This is a genomic window from Thermoanaerobacterium sp. RBIITD (assembly GCF_900205865.1).
GTDB lineage: Bacteria > Bacillota > Thermoanaerobacteria > Thermoanaerobacterales > Thermoanaerobacteraceae > Thermoanaerobacterium.
The window spans coordinates 718251-733840 of the sequence record NZ_LT906662.1 but is presented as its reverse complement, the minus strand read 5'-3'; the positions used below and the strand labels follow the sequence as shown (position 1 = coordinate 733840).

General features: G+C 32.1%; 13 protein-coding genes. 7 read left to right on the top strand and 6 right to left on the bottom strand.

Annotated elements, in window-relative coordinates:
• Positions 1-301 precede the first annotated feature (301 nt).
• From CPG45_RS03465 to CPG45_RS03450, 4 genes are all read left to right on the top strand, one after another.
• Positions 302-793, top strand: coding sequence for a QueT transporter family protein (locus CPG45_RS03465; protein WP_096230649.1), 492 nt, complete (start codon positions 302-304; stop codon positions 791-793).
• Positions 794-878: 85 nt separating this feature from the next.
• A complete protein-coding gene (locus tag CPG45_RS03460) occupies positions 879-1763 on the top strand; it encodes a DUF5685 family protein (RefSeq protein ID WP_096230648.1) in 885 nt (294 codons plus the stop codon).
• On the top strand, positions 1739-2353 hold the full coding sequence (locus CPG45_RS03455; protein ID WP_096230647.1) for a DnaJ domain-containing protein: 615 nt from the start codon (positions 1739-1741) through the stop codon (positions 2351-2353). The genes CPG45_RS03460 and CPG45_RS03455 overlap by 25 nt, the downstream gene beginning before the upstream one ends.
• Before the next feature lie 12 nt (positions 2354-2365).
• Entirely contained in the window at positions 2366-2878 is a 513-nt protein-coding gene (locus CPG45_RS03450) for a hypothetical protein (protein WP_096230646.1), read from the top strand.
• Between the two features lie 19 nt (positions 2879-2897).
• Here CPG45_RS03450 and CPG45_RS03445 read toward each other — a convergent pair whose 3' ends face one another.
• A complete protein-coding gene (locus CPG45_RS03445) occupies positions 2898-3983 on the bottom strand; it encodes a VIT1/CCC1 transporter family protein (protein WP_096233444.1) in 1086 nt (361 codons plus the stop codon).
• Positions 3984-4086: 103 nt separating this feature from the next.
• Positions 4087-4545, bottom strand: coding sequence for an FMN-binding protein (locus CPG45_RS03440; protein WP_096230645.1), 459 nt, complete (start codon positions 4543-4545; stop codon positions 4087-4089).
• 175 nt (positions 4546-4720) lie between these two features.
• Between CPG45_RS03440 and CPG45_RS03435 the strand changes: the two genes are divergently transcribed.
• A complete protein-coding gene (locus CPG45_RS03435; RefSeq protein ID WP_096230644.1) occupies positions 4721-5383 on the top strand; it encodes a hypothetical protein in 663 nt (220 codons plus the stop codon).
• A 77-nt stretch (positions 5384-5460) separates the two neighbouring features.
• On the opposite strand, the gene CPG45_RS03430 is transcribed toward CPG45_RS03435, so the two are convergent.
• The 4 genes from CPG45_RS03430 to nifJ all read right to left on the bottom strand — a co-directional run bounded on the left by CPG45_RS03430 (position 5461) and on the right by nifJ (position 12039).
• Complete coding sequence (locus CPG45_RS03430) at positions 5461-6408, bottom strand: AEC family transporter (protein ID WP_096230643.1); 948 nt, start codon at positions 6406-6408, stop codon at positions 5461-5463.
• Positions 6409-6491: 83 nt separating this feature from the next.
• Entirely contained in the window at positions 6492-7703 is a 1212-nt protein-coding gene (locus CPG45_RS03425; RefSeq protein ID WP_096230642.1) for an NADP-dependent isocitrate dehydrogenase, read from the bottom strand.
• A gap of 95 nt (positions 7704-7798) precedes the next feature.
• Positions 7799-8335 (bottom strand): hypothetical protein, encoded by a 537-nt coding sequence (locus tag CPG45_RS03420; protein ID WP_096230641.1) that lies wholly within the window; start codon positions 8333-8335, stop codon positions 7799-7801.
• Between the two features lie 176 nt (positions 8336-8511).
• A complete protein-coding gene (gene nifJ / locus CPG45_RS03415) occupies positions 8512-12039 on the bottom strand; it encodes a pyruvate:ferredoxin (flavodoxin) oxidoreductase (RefSeq protein WP_096230640.1) in 3528 nt (1175 codons plus the stop codon).
• 299 nt (positions 12040-12338) lie between these two features.
• On the opposite strand from nifJ, the gene corA reads away from it, so the two are divergent.
• A complete protein-coding gene (gene corA, locus CPG45_RS03410) occupies positions 12339-13301 on the top strand; it encodes a magnesium/cobalt transporter CorA (RefSeq protein WP_096230639.1) in 963 nt (320 codons plus the stop codon).
• 281 nt (positions 13302-13582) lie between these two features.
• Positions 13583-15454 (top strand): DUF4914 family protein, encoded by a 1872-nt coding sequence (locus CPG45_RS03405; protein ID WP_502695799.1) that lies wholly within the window; start codon positions 13583-13585, stop codon positions 15452-15454.
• The last annotated feature ends 136 nt before the right edge of the window (positions 15455-15590 follow it).

Sequence of the window (15590 nt, the reverse complement as noted above, 5' to 3'; positions counted from 1 at the left end):
AATTTTATAATAGAATCCAAAATATTCCTAAAAGCTTCTCTAGAGTTAAGGTGCATCAACAAAACCTTATTTTGAATCAAAAGGCTACGAATATTATAACATATTTAAGGTATCTAAGGGCAGATTTTTAAATACCTTCTTTTTTTATTAGTGCAGCTGCAATTATTGTTATAACATATTATATCATTATTAAATAAAATAAAAATCTTTTATTGACCTATTTATAAATTAACTTTATAATGGAATAGAAAGACAGTTCGCAAAATCCTGTCTATAAACAAAACTACGGAGGAGATATAAAATGAATAAAAGCACTAAAAAAATTGTTTTTGGAGCACTAATTGCTGCAATATATGCTGTTGTAACTATAGCTCTTGCTCCAATCAGTTATGGTCAAATTCAAGTCAGAGTAGCGGAAGCACTCACAATTCTACCGTTTTTCTCTGCATATTCCATTCTGGGATTATTTGTAGGCTGTATAATAGCTAATCTTGTCGGAGGCAATGGGATTCTTGACATTGTTTTTGGATCCTTAGCAACTTTAATAGCTGCAATAATAACCTATTATATAGGAAGGTCAAAATTAAAGTTTAAGCGTTATTTAGCACCGCTACCGCCTGTAATAATAAATGCTATTGTTATAGGTATTGAATTGAATATTGTTTTAAAATTGCCGCTAATAGCCTCTATGCTTTGGGTAGGATTAGGTGAACTAATCGCATGTTATGTATTGGGTTTACCGATCCTTTTATTTATTGATAAAAATGAAAAATTGAAAGAGTATTTAAGTTAATATAAACTCAAAAATAATTTAATTTGAAATATGGATTTTATCCTGATACAATAGTATCAGGATTATTTTTTAAAGGGAAGATTAAATGTTTGGATATATAAAACCGTACAAACCAGAGTTGAAGATTAAAGATTATGATATTTTTAGAGCGTATTATTGCGGATTATGCAAAGAGATAGGTAAAAGATATGGTGAGATAAGCCGTTTTACATTAAATTATGAGCTTACATATCTTGCTATTTTTTTATCAGGCTTGTCAAATGAAAAGATTAATATGGCTGTGGAAGGGTGCATTGCAAATCCTTTTAAAAAGAAGCCTATAATAAAAAATAATCCATTTATCCAATATGCTGCAGATATGAATTCAATACTTGTTTATTATAAATTTGTAGACATGAAAAAAGATAATAAAAATATTTTAAGCGGGGCAATGGAAGCTTTATTTCGAAGGCAATATATAAAGTCTTATAGAAGATATCCCTACAAGGCCCAAATTATAAAGAAATATCTTGATGACCTTTGCAAGCTTGAAAATGAAAAATGTGATAAAGTAGATATTGCAGCAGAACCATTTGCAAATATTTTAAAAGAAGTTTTTGCTTATGATTATTTGGACGTAGATAAAGATAGTGCTAAAAATATCAAAGAAATTGCATATCATCTTGGAAGATTTATATATATAATCGATGCTTATAACGATATGGAGGAGGATATAAAAAGATCAAATTATAATCCATTTGTTTTGCAATTTAACTATAACGGGATGGATTATAATATTAAGAAAGAAATTGATGATTGGACTAATTTTAATCTTACTTTTACATTGTCAAATATTGCTAATATATATGAAAGAATAAAATTCAAGAAGAATATCGGAATAATAGAAAATATATTTAAAATAGGTTTATTTATAGAATTTAGAAGAATAGTGGAAGGAGAAAAATCATGCAAAACCCATATGAAGTATTAGGATTAAAAGAAGGAGCTTCAATTGAGGAAGTAAAAAAAGCGTATAGAGAACTTGTTAAAAAATATCATCCAGACCAATATGGTGATAACCCTCTAAGAGACCTTGCAGAAGAAAAATTAAGAGAGATAAATGATGCATATAAAGCGATTATGGAAGGAAATACAAGTACCAACAGTAATAACGGATATGGAAGAAGTTATAATAATAGTGAAAGTGCATATAGTGATGATGAAAGCATGTATTACGAGGTAATTAATGCCTTGAATCGAAATGATATTTATACTGCTGAAAACATATTGAATAATATAAGGAATAGAAGTGCTCGGTGGTATTATCTTTATGGTCATATAAACTATCGTAGAGGCAGATTTGGAGAGGCTTATAATAACTTTAGAACAGCTGTAAATATGGAACCAAATAATGTTGAGTATCGTGAAGCGTTAAATAATATGGAAATGCAAAGAGGTGCTTACCAAGGGGATGTCTATAGAAGGACAGACCGTGATGATTGTTGTCAGGCACTATTTACTTTATGGGCCTGTGATACATGCTGTGAATGTATGGGCGGAGATATATGCAGATGTTTTTAAGGAGATGAATTTATGGCGAAGACAAGATCCATTGCTCTTGGTGGTATATTAGCCGCAATAAATTTGATTATACTCTACATTGCATCTGTTTTACCGACGAGCAGATTCTTTTTGCTTGCTCTTTCATCTTTTGTAGTTGCCACTATTGTAATTGAAAGCAATATGGGAACTGGATTTATATTTTATATTGTTACATCTGTTCTTACAGTATTGTTATTACCAAATAAATTTATAGCTGCATTTTATATATTGTTATTTGGATGTTATGGACTAATAAAATCATTTATAGAACAAAAAAGTAAAACCAAATATATAGAAATCATTTTAAAACTCTTGTTTTTCAATATTGACTTATTTACTACATATAATATTTTTAGCAATTTTTTTATGATGAGATTATACGTTACTAAGTATCCTATTATAGTATTTTTATTAACATTGCAATTTTTATTTCTATTTTATGATTATGTTTTTACAATATTTATATCGTATTACTACAAACATGTAAAAAGAAAGGTAAAATAAAATGGCGGTAAACGCCATTTTATGCTTGAATGCCGAAAATTAGCTGAACTAATTTGCCGAATAAATATGAAAGTGCAGCAGCACCAAGACCAGTTACAACCATTTCAATTATTTTACTTTTTATAGAAAGGCTTTCAGATGCAATTGAGACAACAGTACCTACAATTGATAAAGCAATAGCCGCAAAAATTACAGAAAATACAAGCGCAACAAGGGATGAAGATGCTACAAAAAAGTATGGTATAACAGGGAATACAAGTCCTACAAGGTATGCTATACCTGTATATAATGCTGATTTTATTTCATTTTCTTTAACATCTTCTACAAGAAGATTTGTCATTGCATCTTTATTATCACCTAATTTTTCTACGACTTCCTTACTAATATCATTGGGTATGCCAGAATCATTTAATTTACTTAATAATTCTTCCTTTGCTCTGTCCTTTGAAACATTAAATAAAAGTTCCATTTTGTTTTTAATACCTTCATTAACTTGTCTTTGGGATCTTACAGATGTATATGCGCCTATTGCCATTGATAGTGCACCGGCAATGCCGACAACAAGGCCAGATGTTCCAACAGCCAATGAGCTCTTTGGATATACCGCAGTAAGACCTGTTACTGTACCAAGTATTTCAACAAGGCCATCGTTCATGCCAAGTATAAAATCACGTATATTACCAAAGTCGGAATTCCCTTTTTGCTTACCAAAGTTTTTTTCATGTTCTAATTCGTCTTCTATTATTTGTGATAGATAATTCCGCTCCTTTTCAGTCAAAATTGGATCATTATAATAATTATAATATTCATCGGTGCTATTTGATTCCTTCATTTCCAAAATTGTTATAAATAATCGGTTTCCAAGTAACATTCTCAATATTTTATAAATCCATAGTCTATGATTATGTAATATTGCACTTACATTTATACCTCTTTCATTTAAAAACATATACCAAAACTTTGCATGTTTTGCTTCAATCTTTGTCAACTCATTAAAAGTTTCTTTAATTTCCGGATTAGTTTCAACTTTTGCCAAATATGAATAAAGTTGCTTTGATTCAAATTCATCTTTATAAAATTTCTTTGCTTTTGATAAAGCATCCATTATTTTCACTCCCTTCATATATATTAATTTTATAATATATATTGAAAATTTACAATGAAAAGCCCCTACTTTTATAGGGACTATATGTGCACTTTTCCATATTTTATTTCTTCGCTTTTTCAAGCGCATTTTTTACAGCTATCTTCCAGTTTTTTGTAGATTCTGTTGCACCTGCTATGGTATCAACGTTATATGTCTGTTTATCTATCATCCTTTTTGCCATATCCACTCTAAATTTTTTTAGATTAGGGAAGACCTTGCCTGACTTAGGATCTTTTTGTCCAGTCCATTTGTTGTAATCTATTTCTTTACCACTTGTATCAAGCCTTCTTAGTGTAATATTAGTTATTTTACCACCTTTAATAACTACTGTAGCATCTTCACTTCCTTTTGACCATTTTGGTCCAGCACCAGTATATGTACCATCTTTATAAGCTATTGTAGGTGTTTTTGGAGCTGTAGGTTTTTGTGTGGATGTTTTTGACTTTGTCTTACATGAAACAAGGCTTAAAGCAAAAACCGATATTAAAAAAATAGCTATTAATCTTTTTGTTGCTTTCATTCTATTCCTCCTAAAAATTAATTTCTTCATATATTTTTCTACAAGTCAGCAACATTATGCAATTTTTTCTTGAATGGTTATATATAAGTTTTACAAATTATTAATTACTCTAACAAAATTGTGACACAACTTGTGGATATAATAATAATATCAATTTCAAAGGAGGTAATGATTGATGTCAAAAGGCAAAAAAATATTGGCAATCGCTGTAATGGGTGTGATGTTATTATCTACAATGGCTTTTGCAGATGAAACTGTTGCACCACAGCAAACAAATGGTAATAACTCCACAGCACAAACTGCTCCTACAAAAGTTGATCCAATTACAAGACTTGAAAATCTCAAAGCAAAAATAACTGAAAAGTACAATGAAGGCAAAATTAGCAAAGACAAGATGGACAGTTTAATAGCAAAAATCAACAGTGTAGAACAGAAAATCAAAGACTTTAACAATTTGACACTCGATCAGAAGAAACAAAAATTAATTAGCGATTTTACAACTGATATAAACAAAAGAGTTCAGGAAGGTAAGCTTACACAAGATAAGGCAAATGAATTGATTAAGAATTACACTGACAAGGTCAACAAATGGGATGGCAATGGATATCCACCAGAAATTAATAGAATGTATAAAGGGTTTTTAAAAAATTTTGGTAAATATGAAAATTCATATGCGAAATTTAAAAATGCCCTTGACCAAGCGGTAAAGGACAATAAAATTACATCACAACAGGAGCAGGATATATTAAATTATTTAAAGGGAAGTAAAAATAAATCAGGGAAGACTTCCAGTGGAACATCAACAAATACTACTAATACTACAGCAAATACATTATGAATATAAAAGGGTAGTAAATCTGCCCTTTTAATTTAAGTATATATATCAAGATCTTTAATTTTTTAAATTTTTAAATCTTAAAATAAAATATTTATTAAGTACATATAAGCGGGTATAATGATTAAGCTTAAAAGGTTCGTTATTGCTATCATGATAGCAGGATACTTTTGGTCGTTATTATATGCATGGGATACAATTGCAATTTGTGTCATAACGGGAAGTGCACTTTGTATTACGAATACTTTTTTCATTAAAATATTTAGATTAAAGAAGTGAAGCATTAAAATTGCTATCAAGGGCGTTATAATTGACCTTCCAAGAAATAAAAACCACATAGTCTTATCCAACTTAAAATCCCTTAAATCTGTTAAATATATCGATATACCAATAAAAAGCATCGATAAAGGTGTCGTCATATCACCAATGTATCTAGCAGTGTCCATAATAAAATGAGGCATTTTAAGCCCAAATACTATAAATAAAACACCCATTAAATAACCCAATAAAGGCGGGGAAATAATCTTTTTAATGGCATCGATAATAGAAAAACCATCTTTAATATCTTCAACATCTCTTCTAATGTTATATAAACCTATAGTCCAAAAAAGTGTCGTGTTTGCAACATAATATAGTAGGACATAGGGAACAGCTTTATCACCAAAAAGAGCCTGATTAACAGGTAGCCCAACAAAAATTGTATTTGAAAAAGCAAATATAGCCGAGAATAAACCTATTTTTTTTCGGTCTAATCTTAGAATTATTATTAGAAAATGAGCGATTACGTATGATATAAAAATACTTAGAAAAGCTGTAATTAAGCCAAGCCCCATATGAACAAGCTGATTTTTATTTATATTGTTCATGACATTGTAAAACATAAGGGCGGGAAGCGAAATATTTACTACAATTTTTGAGAATAATTCAGATGTTTTTACGTCAAACCATTTTTTCATTGTGAGTACATATCCTACAATAATAATTATTATAATTGGCAATATGCTTTCGATTCCTTTTAAGAAAACCAACGTTATTCCCCCTGATAAACAGATTATAGTAAAAATCAAAACAAAATGCCCTTTAATTCATTAAGGGCATTTTTTAAGGCAATTTATATTATTTTCTCGAGATTATTTTTAATTTCGTTTAGAAATTCCTTAGTATTTACAGCTTTTTTATTCGGTAGATTTGATATCATAGCAAGGTCTTTCGTCATTATTCCATTTTCTATTGGTTTAAGTGAAGCTACCTCAAGTTTTTCAGCAAACTTTATAAGTGACTTATTTTCATCTAATTCACCGCGCTTTCTAAGTGCTCCGGTCCATGCAAAGATAGTAGCGATTGGATTTGTAGATGTTTCTTCACCTTTTAGATATTTGTAATAATGACGAGTTACTGTGCCATGAGCTGCTTCATATTCATAGTTACCATCAGGAGATACTAAGACAGATGTCATCATGGCGAGGCTTCCAAATGCAGTCGCTACCATATCTGACATTACATCACCATCGTAATTTTTACATGCCCATATCATACCGCCTTCTGACCTTATGACTCTTGCTACAGCATCATCTATCAATGTATAGAAATATTCAATGCCTGCTTCATTAAATTTATCCTTATATTCATTTTCGTATATATGATTAAAAATGTCCTTAAAAGTATGGTCATATGTTTTAGATATGGTGTCTTTTGTTGCAAACCATAAATCGTGTTTTTGATTTAGGGCATAATTAAAACATGCTCTTGCGAAGCTTTCTATTGAGGCGTCAAGATTATGCATTCCCATCAATACACCGGGGCCTTTAAAATCATGTACAGTCTGCCTTACTACTTCGCCATTTTCATATGTTATAACAAGTTCTGCTTTTGCTGATTTCTCGACACGATATTCGACATCTTTGTATATATCACCATATGCATGACGCGCGATGGTAATAGGTTTTACCCAATTTCCAACAAGAGGACGTATTCCTTTTACTATAATTGGTGTTCTGAAAACAGTACCGTCAAGTATTGCTCTTATGGTACCGTTTGGACTTTTCCACATCTTTTTAAGCTTATATTCTTCCATCCTTTGAGCATTAGGTGTTATTGTTGCGCACTTAACACCGACTTTATATTTTTTTATGGCATTTGCTGCATCAATTGTAACTTGATCATCTGTTATATCTCTATTTTTTAAACCTAGATCATAATATTCTGCTTTAAGCTCCACAAAAGGCTCGATAAGCATTTCTTTAATCATCTTCCAGATAATTCTGGTCATTTCGTCACCATTTAATTCAACGATGGGATTTGTCATCTTTATTTTTTCCTTCATATCATTCGCTCCTCAATGTATAGTTCATAACATTAATTATATAAAACTTTACATTGTTAAACAAGACCATTTTAAAATATAGAGGGATCTTTTTATTAACATATAAAATTTTTGTAATTAGGCATGTAAATATAATTTTTATCAGATATATAAGATATATCAAATGCACCAATTATTTTATTTTGGTCACCAAATATAGGATTTGCAATACAATATAGATTATGGAAAAGTGCACAATAATGTTCTTCTTTTTTAATAAAAACTTTACATTTTTCCATAAGTGCAAGTGCCACGGCATTTGTTCCGGAATACTTTTCATTCAAACTATAACCTGGTTTTAAATTAATAGAATCACAAAAGTCAATAAAGCTGTCCGGTGATATTACATCAAGTATATTTGCTTTATTGTCACACAATATGTATATGTACTCTCTTAAATTATTTTTCATATTTATTTTTGCTACAGCTTCTTTAAAAATATCAATTAATGCTTTAGCTTTATATGATATATTATAATCAAAATCACCTTTTAAAAGATAATTTAAGTCTTTTCTTACAGATGAAAAGTCACATCTTTTATAAGAATCATAATAAATATGTTTGTGTGTTTCAAACTTAATGAGATCCCCCATTATGAAACCTCCGAGATAAAACTCATTTTAATTATATATTCTACAAAAAGTACAAAAATCCTTTATTTTGTTTTTAATAACGCTATGCTTTTAATTATTAGACAAAGTAAAATAAATTCAAATACAAAAAATAATGAGCGAAGATTATTCTTCGCTCATTTAATATATATTTTATATTAGTTTTCTTTTGCAAGTTTAGCATATGTTTCATATTTTTCTTTTGCGAGTTCTTCAGCTTTGCTAAATAGTTTTTCCGCTCTTTCAGGGAATGCCTTTGCAAGTGATGAGTAACGAACCTCACCCATGATAAATTCTCTGTATGGAGCAGTAGGTGCTTTTGAATCAAGTATAAACGGATTTTTGCCTTCGGCCTTAAGAAGCGGATTATATCTGTACAGATGCCAGTATCCTGCTTCAACTGCTTTTTTCTCTTCAATTTGGCTGCAACCCATACCAATTCTGATACCGTGGTTAATACATGGTGCATAAGCAATTATAAGTGATGGACCTGGATAGCTTTCAGCTTCTTTCAATGCTTTTAGAAGCTGAGCTTGATTTGCACCCATAGCAACCTGTGCTACATATACATAACCATAACTCATAGCAATTCTTCCGAGGTCTTTCTTGCCAACTGCTTTACCAGCTGCAGCAAACTGTGCAACAGCACCGACAGGTGTTGATTTTGATGACTGTCCACCAGTATTCGAATATACTTCAGTATCAAATACGAGTACATTTACGTCTTCACCTGATGCAAGAACATGGTCGAGACCACCAAAGCCTATATCATATGCCCAACCATCGCCACCGAATATCCACTGAGACTTTTTCACGATGAATTCTTTTCTGTCGAGTATCTCATTTAGAACTTCTTTAACTTTAGCATCGGCTGTATTATAGCCTTCAATGAGTGGAACTATTGTTTTATATGCTTTCTTTGTTATTTCAGCATTATTCATATTGTCAAGCCATGATTTTAAAGCGTCTTTAAGTTCAGGTGTTATATCAAGTTCAAGAGCTTCCTTTACCAAATCAGCAAGCTTTTCTCTTTGTTGTTTTACTGCAAGAACCATACCAAAGCCATATTCTGCATTATCTTCAAAAAGTGAGTTAGCCCATGCAGGACCATGACCGTCTTTGTTTACAGTATATGGTGTTGATGGTGCACTACCGCCCCAAATTGATGAACAACCTGTTGCGTTAGCAATCATCATTCTATCACCGAATAATTGTGTTACAAGTTTTGCATATGGTGTCTCACCACAACCAGCACATGCACCTGAGAATTCGAGTAGTGGCTGCTCGAACTGGCTTCCTTTAACAGTATCTGTTGACATTGGGTTTTCCTTATGTGAAAGTGTCATAGCATATTCCCAATTTTTTGCTTGGTCTAGCTGTGTCTCAAGTGGTTTCATAACAAGTGCCTTTTCTTTAGCAGGACATGTATTTGCGCAAACACCACAACCTGTACAATCAAGCACGCTTACTTGTATCCTGAAGTTTAATCCATCAAAACCTCTTCCAATAGCTTTCTTTGATGTAAATCCATCGGGTGCATTCTTGACTTCATCTTCATTTAGTAAGAATGGTCTTATTGCTGCGTGTGGACATACATATGCACACTGATTACACTGTATGCAGTTGTCAATCTGCCATTCAGGAACATCGACAGCGATACCGCGTTTTTCATATGCGGCGGTACCCATTGGGAATGTACCATCTTCCATACCAGTAAATGCACTAACGGGTAATTTGTCACCTTCCTGCCTATTCATAACATCTGCAATATTCTTTATGAAATCAGGTGCTTTTCTAATCTCTTTTACTTCATCTTGTGCGTCTGCCCATGATGCAGGTACATCTACTTTTACAAGTGATTCTATACCGCGGTCAACGGCAGCATAGTTCATATTTACTATCTTTTCACCTTTATGGCCATATGATTTAACTATAGCTTCCTTTAAGTGTTTTACTGCATCTTCTATAGGAATGATGTTTGCAAGTTTAAAGAATGCTGACTGCATTATCATATTGATTCTAGCACCCAGTCCCAATTCCTTAGCTATATCAACAGCATCAATAATATAGAATTTAATATTGTTCTTTGCAAGGTATCTCTTCATAGATGCAGGCAATTTCTCATCAAGCTCTTCCGGCTTCCAAGTGCAGTTTAATAAGAATGTGCCACCCTTTTTAAGACCGGCAAGAACATCATAATTGTAAACATATGCTTGTTTATGGCATGCAACAAAATCAGCATTGTTTATAAGGTATGTTGACCTTATAGGCTTTTTGCCAAAGCGCAAGTGCGATATTGTTACACCGCCTGATTTCTTTGAGTCATATGCAAAATAAGCCTGTGCATACATATCTGTGTTATCACCGATAATTTGTATAGCACTCTTATTTGCACCAACTGTACCATCTGAACCGAATCCCCAGAATTTGCAGCTAATTGTACCTTCTGCTGTTGTTTCTATTTCTTCACCAACAGGAAGTGATGTATTTGATACATCATCAACAATACCTATTGTGAAATTATTTTTTGGCTTATCTGCTTTTAAGTTTTCATATACTGCTAAAATTTGTGCAGGTGTTGTATCTTTTGAGCCTAGGCCATAACGTCCACCTACTATAATGGGCTTAAATTCACTATCATAGAATGCAGCTCTAACATCTTCGTAAAGTGGTTCACCAAAAGCACCTGCTTCTTTTGTTCTATCTAATACAGCAATTCTCTTTACTGTATTTGGTATAGCGCTTAAGAAATGTTTGAATGAGAAAGGCCTATATAGATGTACTTTAACAACACCGACTTTCTCACCCTTCTTTGATAGATAATCAATTGTTTCTTCGATTGCTTCTGTTACAGAACCCATTGCAATTATAATTCTATCAGCATCTGGTGCTCCATAATAATTGAATAATTTATATTCTCTTCCTGTAATTTTGCTTATTTCCTTCATGTACTCTTCAACAATACCAGGTATAGCATTGTAGAACTTATTTGCAGCTTCTCTTTCCTGGAAGTATATGTCAGGATTTTGTGCTGTACCCCTTGTTACTGGATGATCAGGATTTAAAGCTCTTTTCTTAAATGCCTTTAATGCATCTGTGTCAACAAGCTTTTTAAGGTCTTCATAATCAATTACTTCGATTTTTTGGTATTCATGTGATGTTCTGAATCCGTCGAAGAAATGCAAAAATGGTACTCTACCTTTTATAGCTGATAAGTGTGCTACACCAGCAAGATCCATAACTTCTTGTACACTGCCAGATGCAAGCATAGCAAAACCTGTTTGACGGCACGCCATAACATCTTGATGGTCACCAAATATAGATAGTGCATGTGATGCAAGAGCACGAGCACTAACATGAAATACGCCTGGTAAAAGTTCACCGGCAATTTTGTACATGTTAGGGATCATCAATAGAAGTCCCTGTGAAGCTGTGAATGTTGTTGTCAATGCACCAGCAGAGAGTGAACCGTGGACTGCACCTGCGGCACCTGCTTCAGACTGCATTTCAATAACTCTTACTTCTTGTCCGAATATGTTCTTCCTTCCATGTGCACTCCATTCATCGACATGTTCTGCCATTGGTGATGATGGAGTTATAGGATAGATGGCAGCCACTTCTGTAAATGCGTACGCAACATGTGCAGCAGCTGTATTGCCATCCATGGTCTTCATAACCTTAGACATTATATTTCCCCTCTCTTATATTTTTTTATATAATTCTATAGGCATATTGACAGCATTTATTATAATACAGTATAAAAAATTATGTACCGTTATATAACAGATGTTTACAATTTATATAACAGCTTTCGAAAATGCTTAATAATATGCCAATAGACTTTATATAACAGTTCTAGAATAATTATATCACAGATATTAAAAATATAAAAATATTTTTATTAAATTTTTTAATGAGATAGATATTTGCCTTACAAATAATGATATAATATAGTAATAGAAACTAATATATTAGGGTGTGTGATATGATAAGGTCACTAATTTATAAAGATGATATAATTAAAAAAGAAAATACATATAATGATATAGTAAATTCACTCAATAATGATACACTTATTTGGGTTGACATTGAAAAACCATCTGATGATGAAATATCTATTTTATCTGATGTTTTTCATTTTCATCCACTTGCAATTGAAGACACAATTATAAAACAACAGCGCTCAAAAGTTGATAATTATAAAAATTATTATTTTATTATTTTTAATGCATTTAAAGGAAGGGATATAAATAAGAGATTTATATACTCTGAAATTTACATTTTTCTTGCATATAATTATATTGTAACTATTCATTGGGAAAATCTCGATATTATTGATAATGTTTTTAAAAGGACTGAAGAAAGTACTGTGATCTTTAAAAGAGGAATAGATTTTATATTACATGATCTATTTGACGCTGTTGTTGATGATTATTTACCACTTACAGATAAGCTTGGAGAAAGAATTGACATAATTGAAGAGGTAATACTTAAAGATCCAAAAAAGGAAATACAAAGTGAAATTTTAAACCTTAAAAGAAATATGCTTAAGTTGAGGAGAATTTTATCACCCCAAAGGGAAGTTATAAATATTTTATTGAGGCACGATTTTGATATAATTAAAGAAGATAACAGACTATATTTTATGGATGTGTATGATCATCTTTTGAGAATTTTTGATTTGATTGATACATACCAAGATTTGCTAGCTGGTACACTCGACCTTTATATGTCGCAGATTTCAAATAGGATGAATGAAGTGATGAAAGTCCTAACTATAATTACGACCGTAATGATGCCACTTACACTTATAACCGGAATATACGGCATGAATTTCAAATATATGCCAGAGCTTAATTGGAATTATGGATACTATGCAGCACTTTTCGTTATGGGATTAATTGTTTTAATTGAAATAATAATATTCAAAGTGAAAAAGTGGATGTGATGAATTAAAGCATAAATAAAAAATTCATATTGTAAATAACACCGAAATAGGATTGACTTTATTACTTGAAAATGATAAAATAAATCATATGAATTTTTTCTATATTGAAAGTTAGTCATAGGGGGATTTTATGAAGTATTTATCAAATTTTGTTATTTATAAGCCAGTATTTATCTAAGCAGAATGGATAAATATTGGCTTTTATAAAATATTTGTTTTCTATTTTATTAATATATCGTATTTCAAAAAATTATGCGCTTTGCGTTGTGAAAGGAATGAAAATGATGGAAACTGGTATTTTAGATTATTTCATATTACCAGAGGATGTTGAAGAAATTATCAAAGGCGATAAAAATCCTATTATACCAGAAAGTAGACAGCAACTATTAAATTTAGCAATAGGATATGGGAAGAATGACACATTCGAAGTTGCATATGATGTCCCAGGATATGGCAGAATTGTAGAGGCAACTGTTACAAAATGCAAAAACGGTTATGCTGTAAATTACCCTGAGCCATATATGAGGAGACGTGAACCGAACTGTATGGTTATAGCGGATGATAAAGAGACAGATAAGATAAGGTATAAAGATAGGTTCGGCGTAGATTTTGAACCATTAAGGCACAAAACATTCCAATGGCTAAGAGAACAGGATTTGATTATTATGCCATTTATGGCCGGTGATGAGAACTTAGGATATCCGGCATTAGTAGTTGCCCCGAAGAATGCGGCATTTTTTGTCTTAGCACTTGCTGATATACAGGGATTTATACCTAAAGAAAAGCTTAAAGGTGAGTTTAAACCCATTGCAATAATATTTGTTGCGCCGCCTTTTAGACATACACATTTCGATGGGAAACAAGTAGTTGTTCATAATAGGCGCGATGATTTACAGGAGCTCTTTTCATATAATTTGTATCCAGGTCCAAGTGCAAAAAAGGGCGTATACAGTGTCCTTCTTGATATAGGTGAAAGAGAAGGATGGATTACTGCTCATGCTTCGACAGTCAGAGTAATCACACCATATGATAATATAATGACTATAATGCATGAAGGTGCAAGTGGCGGTGGAAAAAGTGAAATGACAGAACAACTTCCGAGAGAGCTTGATGGTAGGATTCTTTTTGGTACAAACATAATCACAAATGAAAAATACCATATGGAATTAAAGGAGAACAGTGAACTACAGCCTGTGACAGATGATATGGCATTATGCCATCCATCATATCAAAATGATAGCAAGAAATTAGTTGTAAAAGATGCTGAAAAAGGTTGGTTTATAAGGCTTGACCACATTACTGAATATGGTTCAAACCCAGACCTTGAAAGATTATGCATACATCCTAAAGAACCATTGGTTTTTCTAAATATCGTTGGCGTGCCAAATTCCACATGTCTCATATGGGATCACATAGAGGATAGTCCTGGCAAGCCTTGTACAAATCCAAGGGTAATAATGCCACGAGGTTTTATAAAAAATACAGTAAATGATGCCGTTGAAATAGATATTAGAAGTTTTGGTGTGAGGACACCACCGTGTACAAGGGAAAACCCTTCTTATGGAATAATGGGTATTCTCCATGTCTTACCACCTTCAATAGCGTGGCTTTGGAGACTTGTAGCACCAAGGGGGTACGCAAATCCAAGTATTATTGATACAGAAGGAATAAGCAGTGAGGGTGTTGGATCTTATTGGCCATTTGCAACAGGGAAAATGGTAAAACATGCTAATTTGATACTGGATCAAATTGTAGAAACACCTGCGACAAAATATGTATTAATACCGAACCAGCATATTGGTGCATATAAGGTCGGTTTTATGCCACAATGGATAGCTAGAGAGTATCTATCAAGGCGCGGTGGAGCTAAATTTAGACCTGACCAGTTAAGCCATTCCCGCTGCTCATTGCTCGGGTATTCTTTGGAATCATTAAAAATAGATGGAGAATTTATGCCAAAACACTTCTTACAGGTTAATTTACAGCCCGAAGTCGGTGATGAAGCCTTTGATAAAGGAGCAAAAATACTTACAGATTTCTTCAAAAAAGAGCTAAAAAAATATTTAACAACGGATTTATCACAGCTTGGAAGGCAGATTATAGAGTGCTGTCTTGATGACGGGAAACTGGAGGATTATATAGAGATATTATAAGGATAGGGTTATATTATACGGATCTTAATGGTCCGTATTTTTTTTATTAATTAAAAAACTAATACAAAGCAATAATGATATAAAACAAATATTAATATTTGTGAAATAATATTAACATAAATTATGTATCTATATT

Excerpts from the sequence above, each read along its gene's own strand:
- CPG45_RS03465 (WP_096230649.1), top strand. The coding sequence starts at position 302 with ATGAATAAAAGCACTAAAAAAATTGTTTTTGGAGCACTAATTGCTGCA.
- CPG45_RS03460 (WP_096230648.1), top strand. The coding sequence starts at position 879 with ATGTTTGGATATATAAAACCGTACAAACCAGAGTTGAAGATTAAAGAT.
- CPG45_RS03455 (WP_096230647.1), top strand. The coding sequence starts at position 1,739 with ATGCAAAACCCATATGAAGTATTAGGATTAAAAGAAGGAGCTTCAATT.
- CPG45_RS03450 (WP_096230646.1), top strand. The coding sequence starts at position 2,366 with ATGGCGAAGACAAGATCCATTGCTCTTGGTGGTATATTAGCCGCAATA.
- CPG45_RS03445 (WP_096233444.1), bottom strand. The coding sequence starts at position 3,983 with ATGGATGCTTTATCAAAAGCAAAGAAATTTTATAAAGATGAATTTGAA.
- CPG45_RS03440 (WP_096230645.1), bottom strand. The coding sequence starts at position 4,545 with ATGAAAGCAACAAAAAGATTAATAGCTATTTTTTTAATATCGGTTTTT.
- CPG45_RS03435 (WP_096230644.1), top strand. The coding sequence starts at position 4,721 with ATGTCAAAAGGCAAAAAAATATTGGCAATCGCTGTAATGGGTGTGATG.
- CPG45_RS03425 (WP_096230642.1), bottom strand. The coding sequence starts at position 7,703 with ATGAAGGAAAAAATAAAGATGACAAATCCCATCGTTGAATTAAATGGT.
- CPG45_RS03420 (WP_096230641.1), bottom strand. The coding sequence starts at position 8,335 with ATGGGGGATCTCATTAAGTTTGAAACACACAAACATATTTATTATGAT.
- nifJ (WP_096230640.1), bottom strand. The coding sequence starts at position 12,039 with ATGTCTAAGGTTATGAAGACCATGGATGGCAATACAGCTGCTGCACAT.
- corA (WP_096230639.1), top strand. The coding sequence starts at position 12,339 with ATGATAAGGTCACTAATTTATAAAGATGATATAATTAAAAAAGAAAAT.
- CPG45_RS03405 (WP_502695799.1), top strand. The coding sequence starts at position 13,583 with ATGATGGAAACTGGTATTTTAGATTATTTCATATTACCAGAGGATGTT.